The following is a 17,345-nucleotide window of genomic DNA, read 5'->3' on the forward strand; positions in this document are numbered from 1 at the left end:
TCAATATTTGAACAGCTTCTTTTTTGTAGCTAAATCGATATTTCGTGTCGAACCGTTGATATATCGTAAGTTATGATAGATATAATCGGAAAATCGTTGATATATTGCGATTTATGATAGATATAATTGAAAAATCGTTGATATATTTTTTTACAATTATGAGTGTGTTTCCTTTAGTATCGCTTGTACATACGAATCATGTAATATTTGTTCTATAATTGGTAACATGTTTTGTTCAAATGGAATGTCGATAGGAAATGGCTTTTGAGAGCCTGGTTTTATTCCATATTGCACAATTTTGTAATGTGTATTGTTTTCAGACTTGAGCACAATTAACTTATAGCGATTATCATCGCCAGCGAGTGAGAAATCAATAGAAGTAGCGTTATATGTTACTTCATCTTTATATATGTACGGTTTTGGCGTACCAATCCAGTCTACTTTTGCTTGTACATTCATGGGCGTAGCCTCCTTATATGTATTATAAATAAATAAAAGCCAGCTCTCAATAAAGAGAACCGGCTTGTAATTTAGCAGTCATTGGTTATTTTAAAATTTTCACTTTAACAGTTTTGCGTCCCCATTTTTGAGCAGCGCTATCTGATCCAAGTAAGATATCAATACGGTTACCTTTAATTGCACCACCAGTATCTCCAGCGATAGCTTCTCCGTAACCTTCTACCCATACTTTAGATCCTAATGGGATTACTTTCGGGTCAACAGCGATCATTTTCATGTTTGGATTCGCAGTTAAATCATGACCCATTGCAGTTAATACACGGCCGCCATATGTGCCACCGTTTTCGCTCGGGTGAGCTGTATATGCTGTAGCTACAACTGTTAACTCACGACCACCAGATGGTGTGCTAGTTTCAGCAGCTTTCACAGCAGGCTTAGCAGCTGGTTTTGCTTGTGCTACAGGTGCTTGAGCCTTAGCTGGTGCTGCAGCTTTAGCAGGAGCAGTTGTTTCTTGTTTCTCAATTACAGGTGCTGTACCTGTTAAGAAAGGAACATGAACATAAGCTGTTTTCCCGTTATATTCAAATTGTAACCACTCATTTTGTACTTGGTTCGTTGTTTCGATTACATCGTCTTTCTTCAACTTTCCAAGAACCTCTGAGTTTGTGTTCGCTTCAGCACGTACGTTTAATACGTTAGCTGTTACGTAGTAGATGCTTTTTGTGAACTCTGCACTTACGAATGCGTCTTTACCGTCTAAAGTAATTTTTGACCATCCGTTCTCTGTATTTTGAACATCTATTTTATTACCGTTTAGTAATTTACCGACAACTTTTGATTCAGTAGTAGGGTTTTCGCGTACGTTTAGTACGTCTGTTGTTACAACAGTTTCTGCATTAGCAGATGATGTGAAAATCCCAAGACCAAAAACTGCTGCTGTTGCTATACCAATTAATTTTTTCATGATAGCCTCCATTGCGTTTGTTTTCGTGTCCTCATTATAGCAACAGATTTTTTCGGATTTGGGGAAAACACACAATTACAAACCATTCGTAATAAGTCGTTAACATCCTGTAATATAACAAAAAATATAGGAAAGCGTTTTTCATTCTATATGACTCATAGGTTTCTAGTTATATTCAAAATATTTAATACAACATGTTTTTTTCGACGTAAATAAAAATATTACAGGAATGTTACATGATGTTTACTAAACGATTACATTCCTTGAGTATTTTACCGTTTTATGGGTAATATAGTTATATAAACATAAACATTTTGTTTGTGAAGCTATAAACACGTGCTATATACTAGCAAAAAAACCGCATAATTGTTACAAAACGAAAGGGTTGCAAGGAAGAACTTTGCCCTTTTTTACATATGTAACACATCCTTTTTTAGGAAAATACATTCCTATCCGCGTTTTTCTCACACAATTTGACAGCAGTATTTCTAACTTGTAGCTCTTGCAGAGTGAAAAGGTTATACGAAAGGTAAGGCTGTCCATAAGAATTCGAATTGGTGAAGGTGAAAGTAAGAAAATCACCGCAAAATTATAGTTTTCTATCCGATTTTACATATCGGAATTTATGTTATTTACAAAAGCGAAACCTACGAAGGGGGATTTGATGAGGAAACTGACAAAAACATTCATCGTTTCATTAACATTATGTATTGCATTTACAATTTGGGGGATTATTCCCGAATCTATTATTGGAAAAGGTAGCTTAGGAAATGTAACAACCGCAATTCAAACTGCATTAGTTAGTAAGTTCGGGTGGTTTTATATTATTTCCGTGTCTATTATTTTAGGTGTGTCTATCTTTTTAATTGTTTCGAAATACGGTTCTATTCGTTTAGGTAAAGATGATGATGAACCTGATTATAGTTATATGACATGGTTTGCTATGTTATTTAGTGCTGGTATGGGTATCGGCTTAGTTTTCTGGGGCGTTGCCGAACCATTAAACCATTTATACGCACCTCCGTTTGGAGATAGTGCAACTGAGGAAAGTGCGCGCCTTGCACTGCGTTTTTCGTTTTTCCATTGGGGATTACATCCTTGGGGACTATATGCGTTTGTAGCGTTATGTATTGCTTACTTTACTTTTAGAAAAGGAAAAGCAAGTACGATTAGTGCGACAGTAGGTCCGTTATTTAAGGGCGGGGAACACGGGCGTATTGCTCATTCATTTGATGTGTTAGCTGTTTTCGCAACTGTATTTGGTGTTGCAACGTCATTAGGTCTTGGTGCGAAACAAATTGCAGGTGGTGTTAGTTATTTAACATCTATCCCGAACTCATTAACGACTCAGTTAGTTATTATTGCAATCGTAACAGTATTATTTATGTTATCTGCGCAAACAGGTCTTGATAAAGGAATTAAATATTTAAGTAATACGAATATTATTTTTGCATTTGCACTTATGATCATTGTATTATTTGCAGGTCCAACAAACTTTATTATGAATTACTTCACTTCAACAATCGGTTCTTATATTCAGGAATTGCCAAGTATGAGTTTCCGTTTAAGTCCATTAGACGAAGGTGGGAATCAATGGATTCAGTCATGGACAATTTTCTATTGGGCATGGTGGATTGCGTGGTCACCGTTCGTAGGTACGTTTATTGCTCGTGTTTCACGAGGTCGTACAATTCGTGAGTTTGTTATCGGTGTGTTACTTGTGCCGACCGTAATTGGTGCACTTTGGTTCTCAGTTTTCGGCGGAACAGGTATTCATATGGAGCTGTTTGGTGATGCACATATCTTCGACAAAGTGAAAGAAATGGGAACAGAAGTAGGATTATTCGCTATGTTCGATCAGATGGGCAGCTTTGGATCAGCTTTATCAGTTTTAGGTATTTTACTTATTGCAACATTCTTTATTACATCTGCAGACTCTGCAACATTCGTTTTAGGGATGTTAACGACACATGGTAGTTTAAACCCACCAAATCGTATTAAAATGATTTGGGGTATCGTTCTAGCCGCGATAGCTTCTACGCTATTATATATTGGTGGATTAGAAGCCTTACAAACGGCAGCTATCATTGCAGCATTCCCGTTCGTCTTTGTTATTTTCTTTATGATGGCAGCATTATTTAAAGAGTTACAAAAAGAAGGACGTATGAAGCGTCATTAATAATAGAAGGAAAAGAGCTGATTTCATATCAGCTCTTTTTTATTTCTCTATTTGCCTGTAAAAGTACGATTGGTGATGGCTAATGAAAGTTTCACTTTATATAGAAGGAATTTGAAATGCGGGTAGGGGAAATAAAATACTTTACCATATAAGTAGTATGCCTTTTATACGAAGAAAAAACGATAGGTTTCGACAATATTCGATACCTTACGAATTCTATTCGTATTTTTGTCAAAAATATGTCGGAAATGTGTTGTCACGTTTATATATATGTGCTATATTATTTCCTGTAAGCGATTTCAAATAGTTTTAAAGCGCATTCAAGGGGGACATCTAGAATAATGAAACGTTACGAAAGAAAGTGGAAGCATATTTGTTTGAAACGTGTGGCACATCGTAGTGTCCAAGAAAGCACGGAACCTAAGACTGAAACGCGCAAAGAACAGCAAGAGAAGCAATTGGTTCTACAAAAATAGCAATCACTTTTTCGTATATAAATGAAGGTCGATCGTTCGTTGGGGGATGGACGTGAAATTACTTTCAGCTAAGGGGTATTGTCTGATATATAATTTATACGGCAATAAATAAGCACAGAGCATACGGCGCTCTGTGCTTATTGTTATTATTTATCTTTTTTGAATCGAACTGTCTTATCCCAGCCAATGACTTGTTTCTTGCTCTTTGCACGTAAGTATAAGATTAAGCTACGAATAAATAAGTACGTAAAGAGCTGTGCGTACGTAAAGTACATAATAACGCTAATAAAAATATTAGTCGGTGTAAAGGTTCGTTCGACACTCTGGGCACTAAATAATTGAGAAACATATGTAATATATGCGACATACCACATAAATAGTAGCGGAATGCTATATTGAATTTGGAATATCCCGAGTAGCCCAATTACAAACCAAACGTTTGAAATGATTAGGAATAGCCAAAATACAACATACACTAGAACTTGTTGTAAGGAATGGACGAGAAGTTTTCCTTTAAAGAAACTTAATGACGAGAACATTTTTTCTAAAATGTATAAATTCCCTTGGAGCCAACGTGTACGTTGTTTAATAAGAATTTTTAAATGCTCTGGTTCTTGTTCCCAAGTAACTGATTCTGGGACGATTGGTAAGAGATAACCTTTTTGTGTAATTCTTAATGTTAATTCAGCATCTTCTGCAATTGCATAAGGGTCATAGCCACCAAGCTCTTCTAGTGCGGAGCGACGAAGAAGCATATTTGTTCCTGTCAGTGAGCCTGTTTGGAATAGTAACCAGCGTCCAGATTGCATAAGGAGCTGGAAGATTTGAAATTCCAGTGAAATCATTCGCGTCAGCCAGTTTCGCTTTTCGTTTACTGTACGAACATGTCCAACAGCTCCAACAGCATCTTCAGTTGTTTCAGCGTGCTCTACAAGCATTCGCAGTGCGTGTGGTTCAGGTTGGTTATCTGCATCGTACACACAGAAGTATTCACCATCTGAAATACTAAGGCCGTAGTTTAATACGCGTGATTTACCCTTCGGTTCACCGGACGGAACACGAATGTGACGAATGTGGGCATAAGCTTTGTCGAAATCATCGCCGATTTCAGGTGTTTCATCTTGAGAGTTATCATTTAATAAATAAATGGTTAGCTTTCCTGGATATTCAATCTTCGCCATCGCCTCTAAAGTATCTTTAATAACGACCCCTTCATTATGAGCAGGTATGAAAATATCAACGCTCGGATAATGTTCTAGCGTACGATCTTTTCGTTTACTATTTCGGTGAATTAAGCCCGCGATTGTTAAGAAAGAGTAGTAAACGAGTAAGCCAGAGAATAGAAAGGCCGTAAAAATAAGAACATATTTAATTGAAAATGTGATACTGATCCAAAAAACGAGTACGCAAAACAGAAGAAATAAAAGAAGTATAACGAGAGTCATCATAACAATGTCTGTCCTTTGTTTCCAATTTGCTCACGTGAAATTTTTATATCTCGGATTGCTTCAGCTGCAAGCCATTGCTCCATTTTTGGCTTTAGGCGGTTCATTACAATATCAGCACCAGCTTCATTTGTGTTTTGTAATAAAATAACTAGCGTATTATTATCATATTCAGCAGCAAGGTCAAAATCATTCCTTACCGTTTCAACTAATAAGGAAGCTACACGGTCCATAACACTTTCCTTCGTATATTTACTAAAGGAAGTGAAATCAAAGTAAATAATAATGCCTGTTTCGTTACGACGATTCATTGCAGTCGTTAATAACGCTTGGCGTCTCTCGAATTCTTGTCTCGTTAGTAATTTTGATTCTCCAATATATTGTTCCAACGTTCTCACACGCTCAGTTAAAGTTTTATTTTCATGAATCACTTTTTTCAATAGGTGAGTTGTTATGTATACAATGAAGAAGTTAGCTGCCATCAGGAAGTGGGTAATCATATATTGCCATTGAACTGATGTACTCCATAAATGAAGCCATGCTTGATAAAATAAATAAAATACGGAAATGATGGTTCCTAGTATGAAGAAAATAAATGCTGTTTTGTCAGCTAAAAATAAGAATAGTACATTTACGATTACGTATATTATTGTAAAAATGAGCGCATGCTCATAATTCGTCACATGTACAGTAGTAAAATAAAATACAATTTGTAGAATCCACATAGAGAGGATTTTATAGAACTTATCTTTCACAAAACTTTCCTCCTTAAAGCTATTTCATCCATAGATACTTGTAGTATGCGCAATTATTAAGAAATTGACTATGTCGTTAAATTCTTTTGAAGGGCAACAACAAGTAGTATTTCTATTTTCATCAGAAAAATAAAAAGATCTAAACATTATTGTATCATAATGTTCTTATATTTGGGATAAGGTGGTTGATAGATATATATAATACGTTTGGATTGCATGAAAAAAGTCTTCTCTTGGAGAAAGAGAAGACTCTATATAAGTTTATAGGAACATCATACCTGCAACTGCTGCGTTTAAGAAGTTCGCTAATGTACCAGCGATAACTGCTTTAATCCCTAATTGTGCAATTTGTTTACGGCGAGTAGGAGCTAAAGTTCCTGTTACACCTAATTGAATTGCGATAGAAGAGAAGTTTGCGAATCCACAGATTGCAAATGTTAAAATTAGATTTGTTTTGTCAGAGAACTCTGCCATGTGTGGCCCTAAGTTTGCGTATGCAACGAATTCGTTGATTGCAAGTTTTTGACCGATAAAGCTTGCTGCTTGTACAGCTTCACCAGGAGAAACCCCGATTAAGATTGCAAATGGTGATAATAAGTAACCGAAGATTAAATCAAGGCTAAGTTTAATATCGAACAGAGAACCAACCCATCCTAATAATCCATTTAATAAAGCGATTAATGCGATGAAAGCCATTAACATTGCTGCTACGTTAATAACAAGTTGCATACCTTCAGATGCACCGCGTGCAGCTGCATCGATAACGTTTGCGTCTTCACGTTCTGTAGAAAGTTCAACGTTATTATCTACTTTTTCTGTCTCTGGCATAATGAGTTTCGCAATTAATAAGCTTGATGGAGCTGCCATTATTGCAGCTGCTAATAAGTGCTCTAACGGAATACCCATTGCTGCATAGCCGACAAGAACAGATCCAGCAACAGCTGTCATACCGCTTACCATAATAGTGAAGAATTCACTATTTGTTAAGCGTGCTAAGTAAGGTTTAATTAAGATTGGAGCTTCAGTTTGTCCTAAAAATACAGTCGTTACTGAGTTTAAGCTTTCTGCTTTAGAAGTTCCAAGAAGTTTACTTAATGCACCACCAACGACGCTAACAAATTTCTGCATAATACCAAAATGATATAAGATTGCTACTAATGAACTAATAAATACGATTGGAAGTAGTGCTTGAATAAAGAATACAAATCCCCAAGGTCCTTTTGCGTTGACTAAATCCCCAGCAACGAACTTAATTCCCTCGTAAGAAAAATTAATTAATCCTTGAACACCGTCAGCAGCGTGTTTTAAACCTGCTTTACCAGCATCCCATCGTAATACGATAAATGAAAATGACATTTGTAATGCTAGCGCGATTAAAATTGTGCGCCAATTAATAGCTTTGCGGTTGGAAGATAGTAAGAATGCAATTGCTAATACTCCAATCACGCCGCCAATTCCCCATAAAAGATTCATGCAGTGTATGCTCCTTCCTCATAGTAAAAACAGTGTATAAACCAGTTGTCTATACGTTTACGAATATAACATCTTAAGTAACTTATCATAATGGACATCGGAGGTCAAACGTCTAATGAAAAGTTTAAATAAAAAGAAAATTCTTCAAAAAAACACATATGAAATAAATAGACATGAAATAGGTTATGTTTTTTATGGGAATATATACATTATGATAACGTTATGCATTGTTTTTGCAGAATAAAGTGTATGAAATGGAAGAATGGATACATTATTTTTGTAGAGAGAAGGTAGGAGAAAGGGAGTAATATGTTGAACTCATAGTAAAAAAGCCTTCTAGTAAACTAGAAGGCTTTGAAACTATTAATTAAGGTGCTTTCGTGTATCCTAAGAAGTGGCTCTTCCAATAAGATTTACTTAATGAATCGATTGCTACACCGTTATCTCCAGCTTGGATAAATGATCCGCCCCCAAGGTAGATACCCATGTGAGAAGGACCAGATTTATAAGTGTTTTGGAAATAAATTAAGTCACCAGGTTGTGGACTTGAAGTTTTTGGTAGGCTACTCCAATATCCTGCAACACTTTGGCGGTTAATGTTATGACCAAATTTCTTAAATACGTGGTAGATGTAACCACTGCAGTCAACACCGTTAGCAGAACTTCCGCCCCAAACGTATGGTACACCTTGCATTGATTTTGCATATGCAAGTACGGAAGAACTGTCGCCGCTATTGTTGCCTGTATTATTATTGTTGTTATTGTTTTGATTGTTATTTTGGTTATTGTTAGGCTTATTATCTACTGCGCCTCCAACTGGTGTTTTAGATAGGTAACGTGTTCCGATATAACCAGTTTGACCGTTGTAGTTAATTTTGCTCCATCCAGAGTTTTCAGAGATTACTTGAACCTTCTGACCTTGTGGAAGTGCGCCTATGATTCTATAATTTGTACCTTCGCCGCTACGTACATTTAGTGCAGAAGCATTAATGTAGTAGTCACCAATTGCCCCTTGGTTAGGCTGTTCAGGTTGTTTTGGTTGCTCAGGAGTAGTAGTGCCACCTTTAACGAATTTTACAAATTCGCTGCTAACAAAGCCTGTTTTTCCTTGGTAATTTACTTTAAACCAACCGTTTTCAGATCCAACTACGTTTAATGTTGTACCGTTTAAAACGCCACCAATTACACTATGATAAGCAGCAGGGCCTGTACGAACACGTAAAGATGTAGCGTTAACTACATAAGAACCGCCAGTTTGAATAGTTCCATTATTGTTTTGCTCTTGTTTGTTGCCTTCTGTAACGTTTTCGTTAGAACCGCCTTTTGTTACGTAGTCTTTGCTTATATAAGCAGTTTGTCCTGCGTAATTGATTTTGAACCAATCTTGAACTTCGCCAACAACTTGTACTACTTGTCCTTTTTTGACAGAACCTACAGTTGTGTGAGAAGTGCTAGGACCAGTACGAACACGAAGGGAAGATACATTTACTGTATAGTTTCCGCTTGCTGGTTTTACTTCTTGGTTGTTATTATTCGTATTGTTGTTTGAAGAACCTGCATTAGAAGAAACGCCAGATACGAATTCGCCACTTACATAACCTACTTGTCCATTATGGTTAATTTTCACCCAACCATTTTCTTGTCCAATTACGTTTAATGTTTGTCCTTCATATACACGTCCAGAAACAGAACTAGAAGTGTTAGGAGCTGTACGTACACGTAATACATCAGCGGTAACTTTATTGTTTCCACCTGTGCTTACATTGTTGTTTGCTGCTCCACTTTTTGATACAAATTCGCCACTAACAAAGCCTGTTTTTCCGTTAATGTTAATTTTGAACCAACCATTTTCTTCGCCAATCACGTTTAGTGATTGACCGTTATAAACGCGTGAGATGATGTCGTGAGAAGTGCTTGATCCCGTACGAACATGTAATACGCTCGCGTTTACCGTATAAGATGAGTTGTTTGACGCAGAAGCTTGGACAGTTGTAGCAGCCTTTTGTGTATTTTGTTCAGGTGCAGCTTGAACACTATCAAGTGTAGGTGCTGCTCCTCCTGCTACAGACACTGCCGCAAGACCGGCAAGATACTTTTTCATAATTTGTCGATTCCTTTCTGTCTGTAATGTAGTGAAGAAATATTTACCAACTGTTAAAAATTCTAAAGAGCATGTCGATTACTGTCAAGGCTTATGTGGGAATCTGAATATGACAAAAAGATTACAAGAAAAAATCAAGGCATAAATTTACACCTTGATTTCCATTTAAATGCATATATTGAATGTGAAAGGACAGAAATTATTCGGTTTTAAGAAGATGCCATATTGGATTGTAACAAGATTTGATTAAATGATTTTTGCAGTTTTTTGGTGATAGGCCCAACTTGCCCATCTTGAATCGCGGTTCCATCAAGGTGGGTCATTGGTAAAATTTCAATCGTTGTGCCTGTAAAAAAGCATTCATCTGCTTGATAAACGTCACGAACGCTGAAAAGTTCTTCCTGTACAGGTATGTGAAGAGTATTCGCTAAAGAAAGGACATATTGACGAATAATGCCATTTAAAATAAGGTGATTGGCTGGATGTGTGTAAAGAGTTCCGTTTTTAATTAAAAAGAAGTTGGAATGGCTTCCTTCCGTTACAATACCATTCCTTACGAGAAGTGCCTCTTTACAGCCTTTTCGTTCAGCTTTCGTAGCAGCTAGTACGTTTGGTAATAAATTTAATGATTTAATGTCACAGCGTAGCCATCGAGTATCGGGTTCTGATATAGCGCGTATACCATATTCAATCCATAACGCTGGTCTTTCTTTTTTTGTAATATAGGCATAAATTGTTGGAGGGTTGTCATATGAAAATATATGTGTGCGAGCTTGTACACCACGAGATACTTGCAAATAAATTGTGCCATCTTCATGGAAATGATTTTGTTCAATTAATTTGTAAAGTAAAGTGATGAGCTCAGCTTTTGAGAAAGGGAGCGATAATTCTATTTCTTCCATGGATCGATATAATCTCGTTATGTGCGGATCTAATAAATGAAAGTTCCCTTTATATAGGCGAATAACCTCGTAGACACCATCTCCGAACTGCGAACCTCTCTCTTCAAGTTCTATGTACGTTTGTTGTTTTGTTGTATCAATAACTTCATCATTCCAAAGTACAAATTTTTCGTATGCCAATTTCCGTCCCATCCTTTCGTAAGTACGTAAGTAACGTGAAACTTTCATTCATGCGAGATAAAAATTACTATAGTAATTTTTATGTAAGTAATTCTCTACATATGACCGTATATGTATTTGTAAATCATAGAGAAGTAAGGATGATTTACCCCGCATTAACGGGCAGTAAAACTCCTACTTAAAAATTCGATTGAAGCAAAGAAGTGAAGTGGGAGAATAACTGCCCGATTAGTGAGGACTGATTAAATTTTCACTTTACAGCATTTTGTATATACAAATTCGAAAATAAGAATGAGAATCCTGCTTTTAAATAAAAAAAAGCAACATTCTTATGGAATGTTGCACAAGGAGGGTAGCTATCTTTCATAGGGACATTGTCTCGTTGAATGTTTTGTGTATGGAAACAAAACATGTTGAAAGACAATTATAAGAAAGTAGAAACAAAAGATTTACACACTTCTTTAAGGGATCTTACGAAAGATGAGAGATAAGAAATATGTAGAACCTCGTTTACATATTTTATTATAGAGATTCTTCATTAACACTATGTGAATATTTGGTAAAGGTTATGTAATTTTAAAGTTAATGAATATAAGTAGTTGTATGGAAGAAAATAAAAAAAGAGGCTGAGATTACTCAGCGCTCTTCTTTTCTTCTTTAATAGCTGTTTTTACTTCACCAGTTTTGATCTTATTACTTTCAGAGAAGCGAAGTAAGTCACCTTCAATGATTTTATCAGACATGTTCAATTCATTTTGGGCACGATCAATTAGTGGTTGAGATTCTTCTTTCGGTAATTGTACAACTTCGCCAGTAGCACGGTCATAGAATGTACTGTTTGTGTACATGTATTTATCTGTAACGAAGCTACCGTCACGAAGAACAACAAATCCTTTATTATCAGGTGAGAATACATCATGACCGAATCGAACGTCATTTGTAGAATCTACACCAAGTAAGTTTAGAATAGTTGGTTTAATGTCAATTTCACCAGTTGGTTTCGAAATTGTTTTACCTTCTTTTTGACCTGGAACGTGAATAAACATCGGTGTTTTTTGTAAGTTCATATGGTCAAATGCAGTGATTTCTTCTTTTCCTAAGAACTGTGCCATTGCACGGTTATGGTTTTCAGAAATACCGTAGTGGTCACCGTAGAATACGATTACTGAGTTGTCGTAAATACCTTCTGCTTTTAGACGTTCAATAAAGTGTTTCATTGCTTCGTCTAAGTAACGAGCAGTTACCATGTAACGGTCAAATACGCCATCACCAGAATTGTATTCGTCAATTAATTTCGTATTATCATCGTAAGTGAATGGGTAATGATTCGTTAAAGTAAGGAAGCGAGTATAGAATGGTTGCTTCACTTGTTTTAACATATCAACAGATTGATCGAAGTACTCAATATCTTTTAATCCCCAGTTTAATTTTGTTTCCGGTGTAATCTTGTAGTCAAGCTCGTTGTAGTAACGATCATAACCAAGTGCCGGATACATAATGTTACGGTTCCAGAATGTTGCGTTGTTTGCATGGAATACTGCAGTGTAGTATCCTTGCTGACGTAAAATTTCTGGAGTTGCTGTATATTCATTGTTACCGTGTGTGAAGAATACAGCACCGCGGTCTAGTGGATATAAAGAAGTATCTACTAGGAATTCAGCATCAGATGTTTTACCTTGACCTGTTTGATGGAAGAAGTTATCAAAGTAATAACTTTCTTTCGTAAATTGGTTTAAGAATGGTGTAACTTCTTGTCCGTTAACTGTTGCACCAATTAAGAATGTTTGTAATGACTCAAGAGAGACAACAATTACGTTTTTCCCTTTTGCAGTACCGAACATATTTGGATCTGGTTTACTTTGTGTTGTTTTTACGTAGTTCTCTGTTTCTTGTAATTTACTACCGTCAGCGAATGCTTTTTGTGAACTTGATTTTGCTTGTAAGCCAAGATCGTATACTTGGTGTACATATAATCCTAAGTTTTTAACAAGCATAACGCGGTCGAATGAACGTGTTAATAGTTCTGGGCGTTCAGCTTCTGCAAGTCCTAAGTTTGCGAAGAAAATAGCAACTGTTGATACGAAGTATAGAGAACGCATCGGGCGTGCTACACGCTCTGTAGGTGCAAAGTTCTTCATTTTCTTCAATAGAACGAAGAATATGATAATGTCTGCAAATGCAAGGATAATTTTGTAGTTAAATAATTCTTTCACACTAGAACCTAAACTTCCGAAGTTAGATGTTTGTCCTAGCACCGGTAATGTAACGAAGTCATTGTAGAATCCGTAGAACATTACGTTACCAACAAGAACGATTGTTAAGACAAAATTAATTCCAAGTGCTATATAGTTACGTTTTTTCCCTTTTGCAAATAATGCAAGACCAACAAGCAGTAATGATGCTGCTAATGGGCTAAGGAATAAAATGAATTCTTGCATGAAAGATTCAAGTTTTAAGTCAAAGCTTGTGCGTGTAATAAGGTAAGTTTTCAGCCATAAGGCTAAAGCTACGAATAAAGTGAAACGCACATTTTGAAATTGTGATTTCAAGGTTTCTTTCATTCATTTCCACCCTTTCTCTATCAGGCTTGGTCGATTTTGGAGCGAAAAATGTTAAAATAAAAAATACATAGTTTTCTTGGCCATAATTAAAGGTTCTATATTCACCCATATACGACTATAACTATGCATACCCTTTTGGTTTCTTTTGTTGCTCATAAGCATAACGTCATTTCTGTATTATACAACAAAATTCATTTCTGAGAAACACTATAACATTTTACATTTTTTGTATAAGATTTGTCACTACCAGAGAAAACTTTAACATTCGTTTATATGTCCGTCAACTAGAAAATATAACAAAGGTAGAGCAGAATGTTAAGTGGAAGTGAAAATTTTCTTTGTTGAGAAATAAGAAACGAAGATGGGTAAGGGTTATCTAGAAATCTATTATATGAAGGAAATCGTGTGAAAATTAACGAACACTTGTTCTTTTTAAGTTTGTTTGTTACAATGAAAGTTCATTGATAGGTTTTGTGTAATTTCCATGAACTTTTACTGATAACATATTGTAGCTTATTTCTTTTTAAAAATAGGGAGGCTTTTTACATGAAACAAAAATTTTCAGTTGAAGCGTTTTGGAAGAAAGTAAAACATGTTGCAAAGCAAGCAGGGCAGTCGGTCATTTATGCAAGTTTATTACTGTTTTACGTTTTGCAAAGACCCGATGTTCCAAAACGAGTGAAAATTATTGTAATTGGAGCACTTGCTTATTTTATTGCACCGATTGATGCGATTCCAGATTTCATTGCTGGAATTGGCTATACGGATGATTTAGGGGCGTTAACGGCCGCACTAATACAGGTGTCGTTATACGTCAATGAAGATGTGAAAGATAAGGCACGAGTGAAGTTGGCAGAATGGTTTGGTTCGGATATAGACACAACATTTATCGATCAGAAATTAGGTCAATAGGTGAAATCTGTCATGAGGTGACAGGACGAACGTAAGCGAGGAAGTGCATTATGCCATCAGGAAGAACGCATACGAAAATAAACTTAATATCCCTTCCGGTTGTTTTGTTTTTGCTCTTTTCGTATGGATTAACAAATTTTGATTTTTTATTAACTTTTGCAATTGGTTTTTTAGTAGGTACTTCATTTTTAACACCAGATTTAGATACGTACAGTAATGCTTATAACAAATGGGGTTTCTTACGTATATTTTGGTATCCTTATAAGAAAGTAATGCCACATCGATCTTTCTTTACGCATACGATTATACTTGGTGATGTGATTCGTATTGCGTACATGTTAATTGTCTTTTCTCCATTTTTATTACTATTAAATGTAATCGCATTGGATGGTAATTTAATAGAAATTGCGCAGAAACATGAGGTTGAAATTGTAACATTCTTAATGGGAATTGTTGTGGCAAGTACGCTCCACATTATAGCGGATAAAGTGAATACACGCCGAAAGAAAATGATGAGAAAAAAGAAGAAACGCAGAAGATAAAGTGAACGAATTAGGAAAAGGGCCCCTTGCAATTTGCAAGGGGCCCTTTTTAAACAAACATTTGTTTAAAATTAAGCTTTCAGCACTTTAATTCCTTTTACAATGTTCCAGATGAAGTAGTATAAGCTGATGATTCCGCAAATAGCTAAGACAATCATTGATCCAATTCCAAGTGTTACATCTGGTTGATCAGATCCAAGACCCATAATTCCTAAAATAGTTACGCCAATGAATGTAGCGATACTTGGAATGATGTGTGTCCATAGAGCACGTTTTGCATGTGGTTTTGTTTCAGCGTCTCCTACAATCCAAACGATAATAGGGAATAAGATAGGGGCAAATAGTACACTAAAGTATGATAACGCAGCTAATATTTTATTTCCGTTCATATATATCACCTCATAAATAATTTCTGTTGTTATACTATTATTATGCAATAATTTTGGCAAACTTCCTATCGATGAACATTACAAGAACGTGACGATTTTGTAAGATTTTCTGTTAAATAATAAAATTTTCAAAAAAATCTTTTTTAATAGAAATTGTTATGGTACAGTATAAATGAAAGTTGTTGAAAACGTTTTCTTAAACGTTTTTTTATTTTAGACTTAAAGGTATGATGACCTGATAGTCTATTGATGGGGTTATTCTATTCAAAAGGGGATTCTTTAGGGGGAGAGAACAATGAACACATGGACACAAGTTTATGATCCATTCGGAAACATTTGGATTTCGGCAGCGGTAGCACTTATTCCGATTATCTTTTTTTTCTTAGCTTTAGCAGTTTTCCGCATGAAAGGGTATGTGGCAGGATTTATTACAGTTGTACTTACAGTTTTAGTAGCGTTATTCGCTTATAAAATGCCGTTCACGATGGCAATGGCAGCGACCGGATATGGTTTCTTATACGGATTATGGCCAATTGCTTGGATTATCATTATGTCGGTATTTTTATATAAAATTTCTGTGAAAACAGGTCAATTCGATGTGATTCGTGCATCGGTATTATCGATTACGAACGATCATCGTCTACTCGTTATTTTAATTGGATTTTCATTTGGAGCATTTTTAGAAGGAGCGGCAGGATTTGGGGCACCAGTAGCGATTACAGCAGCACTTCTTGCGGGGCTTGGGTTAAATCCTTTATACGCAGCAGGTCTTTGTTTGATTGCAAATACTGCACCAGTGGCGTTCGGAGCGATGGGAATTCCGATTACAGTTGCTGGACAAGTAACAGGTATTGATCCACATAAAATTGGACAAATGGCTGGGCATCAATTACCGTTCCTATCATTATTTGTGCCATTCTTTATCGTATTTTTAATGGATGGATTTAAGGGGATACGACAAACGTGGCCTGCGTTATTTGTAGCGGGTAGTTCATTTGCGATTACGCAGTTCATTACAGCGACATTTTTAGGACCAGAACTTCCGGATATTACATCGGCACTTGTAAGTTTAATTAGTTTAGCGCTGTTCTTAAAAGTTTGGCAGCCGAAAGAAATTTATCAATCTGGGCAAGCAAATAGTGAAGTAGCAGCAACAACGACAGTAGCATCGATGCCGAAACTAACGTTTGGAAAAGTAGTGAAGGCATGGTCCCCATTTATCGTATTAACGGTTATGGTAGTCATTTGGAGCCAAAGTTTCTTTAAGGCATTATTCACTCCAGGAGGGGCTTTAGAAAGTCTTGTATTTAAGTTTGAAATTCCAGGTCTGCATAATCTAGTAATGAAAGCAGAGCCAATTGTAAATAAACCAACGCCTTACGAGGCAATTCTGAAGTTTGATGTATTATCGGCAACCGGAACAGCGATTTTAATTGCGTGTATCATTTCCATGTTTATTTTGAAAATGAATGTAAAAGATGCAGTAGTGACATTTAAAGAAACGTTAAGCGAATTAAAAATGCCAATTCTATCTATCGGATTCGTACTAGGGTTTGCATTTATAGCAAACTATTCTGGTCTATCTTCTACGTTAGCGTTAGCATTAGCCGGAACTGGCGGACTATTCCCGTTCTTCTCACCATTCTTAGGCTGGATTGGCGTATTCCTAACAGGGTCTGATACGTCTGCGAATGCACTGTTCTCAAATTTACAAGCCATTACAGCGCAGCAAGTCGGCGTATCTGAAGTGCTTCTCGTTGCAGCAAATACAACAGGCGGTGTAACAGGTAAAATGATTTCCCCGCAGTCGATTGCGATCGCTTGTGCAGCGGTTGGTCTTGCTGGAAAAGAATCGGATTTGTTCCGTTTTACAGTGAAGCATAGTTTGTTTTTCGTAATTATTGTTGGTATTATGACTTATGTTCAGGCTTATTATTTAACGTGGATGATTCCATAAACAACAAAAGAAATAAACTTTTAATTTTCCAAATTATGGTGTATGATAGA

General features: G+C 36.2%; 13 protein-coding genes. 4 read left to right on the forward strand and 9 right to left on the reverse strand.

The window, feature by feature from the left end; genetic code table 11:
- Positions 1 to 156: 156 nt before the first annotated feature.
- Positions 157 to 459, reverse strand: a complete 303-nt coding sequence (locus M1D66_RS01300; protein WP_001102541.1) for a DUF3910 family protein — start codon at positions 457 to 459, stop codon at positions 157 to 159.
- Between the two features lie 85 nt (positions 460 to 544).
- The gene (locus M1D66_RS01305; RefSeq protein ID WP_000733328.1) at positions 545 to 1,423 is read right to left on the reverse strand and encodes a cell wall-binding protein EntA; all 879 of its coding nucleotides are present in this window, start codon (positions 1,421 to 1,423) and stop codon (positions 545 to 547) included.
- 664 nt (positions 1,424 to 2,087) lie between these two features.
- Here M1D66_RS01305 and opuD point away from each other — a divergent pair.
- Positions 2,088 to 3,602: a glycine betaine transporter OpuD gene (opuD, locus tag M1D66_RS01310; RefSeq protein WP_001229103.1), complete on the forward strand. Its 1,515-nt coding sequence runs from the start codon at positions 2,088 to 2,090 to the stop codon at positions 3,600 to 3,602.
- 622 nt (positions 3,603 to 4,224) lie between these two features.
- Here the strand turns inward: opuD and M1D66_RS01315 are convergent.
- The 6 genes from M1D66_RS01315 to M1D66_RS01340 all read right to left on the reverse strand — a co-directional run bounded on the left by M1D66_RS01315 (position 4,225) and on the right by M1D66_RS01340 (position 13,495).
- Positions 4,225 to 5,526 (reverse strand): glycosyltransferase family 2 protein, encoded by a 1,302-nt coding sequence (locus M1D66_RS01315; RefSeq protein ID WP_000988755.1) that lies wholly within the window; start codon positions 5,524 to 5,526, stop codon positions 4,225 to 4,227.
- Positions 5,523 to 6,278 carry a nucleotidyl cyclase domain-containing protein gene (locus M1D66_RS01320; RefSeq protein WP_242554941.1) on the reverse strand — a complete coding sequence of 252 codons (756 nt, stop codon included), beginning with the start codon at positions 6,276 to 6,278 and terminating at the stop codon, positions 5,523 to 5,525. The genes M1D66_RS01315 and M1D66_RS01320 overlap by 4 nt, the downstream gene beginning before the upstream one ends.
- 261 nt (positions 6,279 to 6,539) lie before the next feature.
- Positions 6,540 to 7,751, reverse strand: a complete 1,212-nt coding sequence (locus tag M1D66_RS01325) for a NupC/NupG family nucleoside CNT transporter (protein ID WP_001051019.1) — start codon at positions 7,749 to 7,751, stop codon at positions 6,540 to 6,542.
- Positions 7,752 to 8,118: 367 nt separating this feature from the next.
- Positions 8,119 to 9,852, reverse strand: coding sequence for a C40 family peptidase (locus M1D66_RS01330; protein WP_086385590.1), 1,734 nt, complete (start codon positions 9,850 to 9,852; stop codon positions 8,119 to 8,121).
- Between the two features lie 209 nt (positions 9,853 to 10,061).
- Entirely contained in the window at positions 10,062 to 10,946 is an 885-nt protein-coding gene (locus M1D66_RS01335; RefSeq protein WP_086385589.1) for a D-amino-acid transaminase, read from the reverse strand.
- Positions 10,947 to 11,566: 620 nt separating this feature from the next.
- Positions 11,567 to 13,495 (reverse strand): LTA synthase family protein, encoded by a 1,929-nt coding sequence (locus tag M1D66_RS01340; RefSeq protein ID WP_086385588.1) that lies wholly within the window; start codon positions 13,493 to 13,495, stop codon positions 11,567 to 11,569.
- Positions 13,496 to 14,041: 546 nt separating this feature from the next.
- Between M1D66_RS01340 and M1D66_RS01345 the strand changes: the two genes are divergently transcribed.
- Positions 14,042 to 14,407: a YkvA family protein gene (locus tag M1D66_RS01345; RefSeq protein ID WP_000810369.1), complete on the forward strand. Its 366-nt coding sequence runs from the start codon at positions 14,042 to 14,044 to the stop codon at positions 14,405 to 14,407.
- Between the two features lie 50 nt (positions 14,408 to 14,457).
- Positions 14,458 to 14,949: a metal-binding protein gene (locus M1D66_RS01350; RefSeq protein WP_001139061.1), complete on the forward strand. Its 492-nt coding sequence runs from the start codon at positions 14,458 to 14,460 to the stop codon at positions 14,947 to 14,949.
- Between the two features lie 71 nt (positions 14,950 to 15,020).
- On the opposite strand, the gene M1D66_RS01355 is transcribed toward M1D66_RS01350, so the two are convergent.
- Positions 15,021 to 15,338, reverse strand: a complete 318-nt coding sequence (locus tag M1D66_RS01355; protein ID WP_001014099.1) for a magnetosome magnetite crystal formation protein family — start codon at positions 15,336 to 15,338, stop codon at positions 15,021 to 15,023.
- Between the two features lie 295 nt (positions 15,339 to 15,633).
- Here M1D66_RS01355 and lldP point away from each other — a divergent pair, with 295 nt between their 5' ends.
- Positions 15,634 to 17,295, forward strand: a complete 1,662-nt coding sequence (gene lldP / locus M1D66_RS01360) for an L-lactate permease (RefSeq protein ID WP_086385587.1) — start codon at positions 15,634 to 15,636, stop codon at positions 17,293 to 17,295.
- Positions 17,296 to 17,345: the final 50 nt, after the last annotated feature.

This window comes from Bacillus sp. PK6-16, from assembly GCF_056530295.1.

Coding starts and splice junctions, on each gene's coding strand:
- lldP (WP_086385587.1), top strand. CDS start 15,634: ATGAACACATGGACACAAGTTTATGATCCATTCGGAAACATTTGGATT.
- M1D66_RS01350 (WP_001139061.1), top strand. CDS start 14,458: ATGCCATCAGGAAGAACGCATACGAAAATAAACTTAATATCCCTTCCG.
- M1D66_RS01325 (WP_001051019.1), bottom strand. CDS start 7,751: ATGAATCTTTTATGGGGAATTGGCGGCGTGATTGGAGTATTAGCAATT.
- M1D66_RS01355 (WP_001014099.1), bottom strand. CDS start 15,338: ATGAACGGAAATAAAATATTAGCTGCGTTATCATACTTTAGTGTACTA.
- opuD (WP_001229103.1), top strand. CDS start 2,088: ATGAGGAAACTGACAAAAACATTCATCGTTTCATTAACATTATGTATT.
- M1D66_RS01345 (WP_000810369.1), top strand. CDS start 14,042: ATGAAACAAAAATTTTCAGTTGAAGCGTTTTGGAAGAAAGTAAAACAT.
- M1D66_RS01335 (WP_086385589.1), bottom strand. CDS start 10,946: ATGGGACGGAAATTGGCATACGAAAAATTTGTACTTTGGAATGATGAA.
- M1D66_RS01300 (WP_001102541.1), bottom strand. CDS start 459: ATGAATGTACAAGCAAAAGTAGACTGGATTGGTACGCCAAAACCGTAC.
- M1D66_RS01340 (WP_086385588.1), bottom strand. CDS start 13,495: ATGAAAGAAACCTTGAAATCACAATTTCAAAATGTGCGTTTCACTTTA.
- M1D66_RS01330 (WP_086385590.1), bottom strand. CDS start 9,852: ATGAAAAAGTATCTTGCCGGTCTTGCGGCAGTGTCTGTAGCAGGAGGA.
- M1D66_RS01305 (WP_000733328.1), bottom strand. CDS start 1,423: ATGAAAAAATTAATTGGTATAGCAACAGCAGCAGTTTTTGGTCTTGGG.
- M1D66_RS01315 (WP_000988755.1), bottom strand. CDS start 5,526: ATGATGACTCTCGTTATACTTCTTTTATTTCTTCTGTTTTGCGTACTC.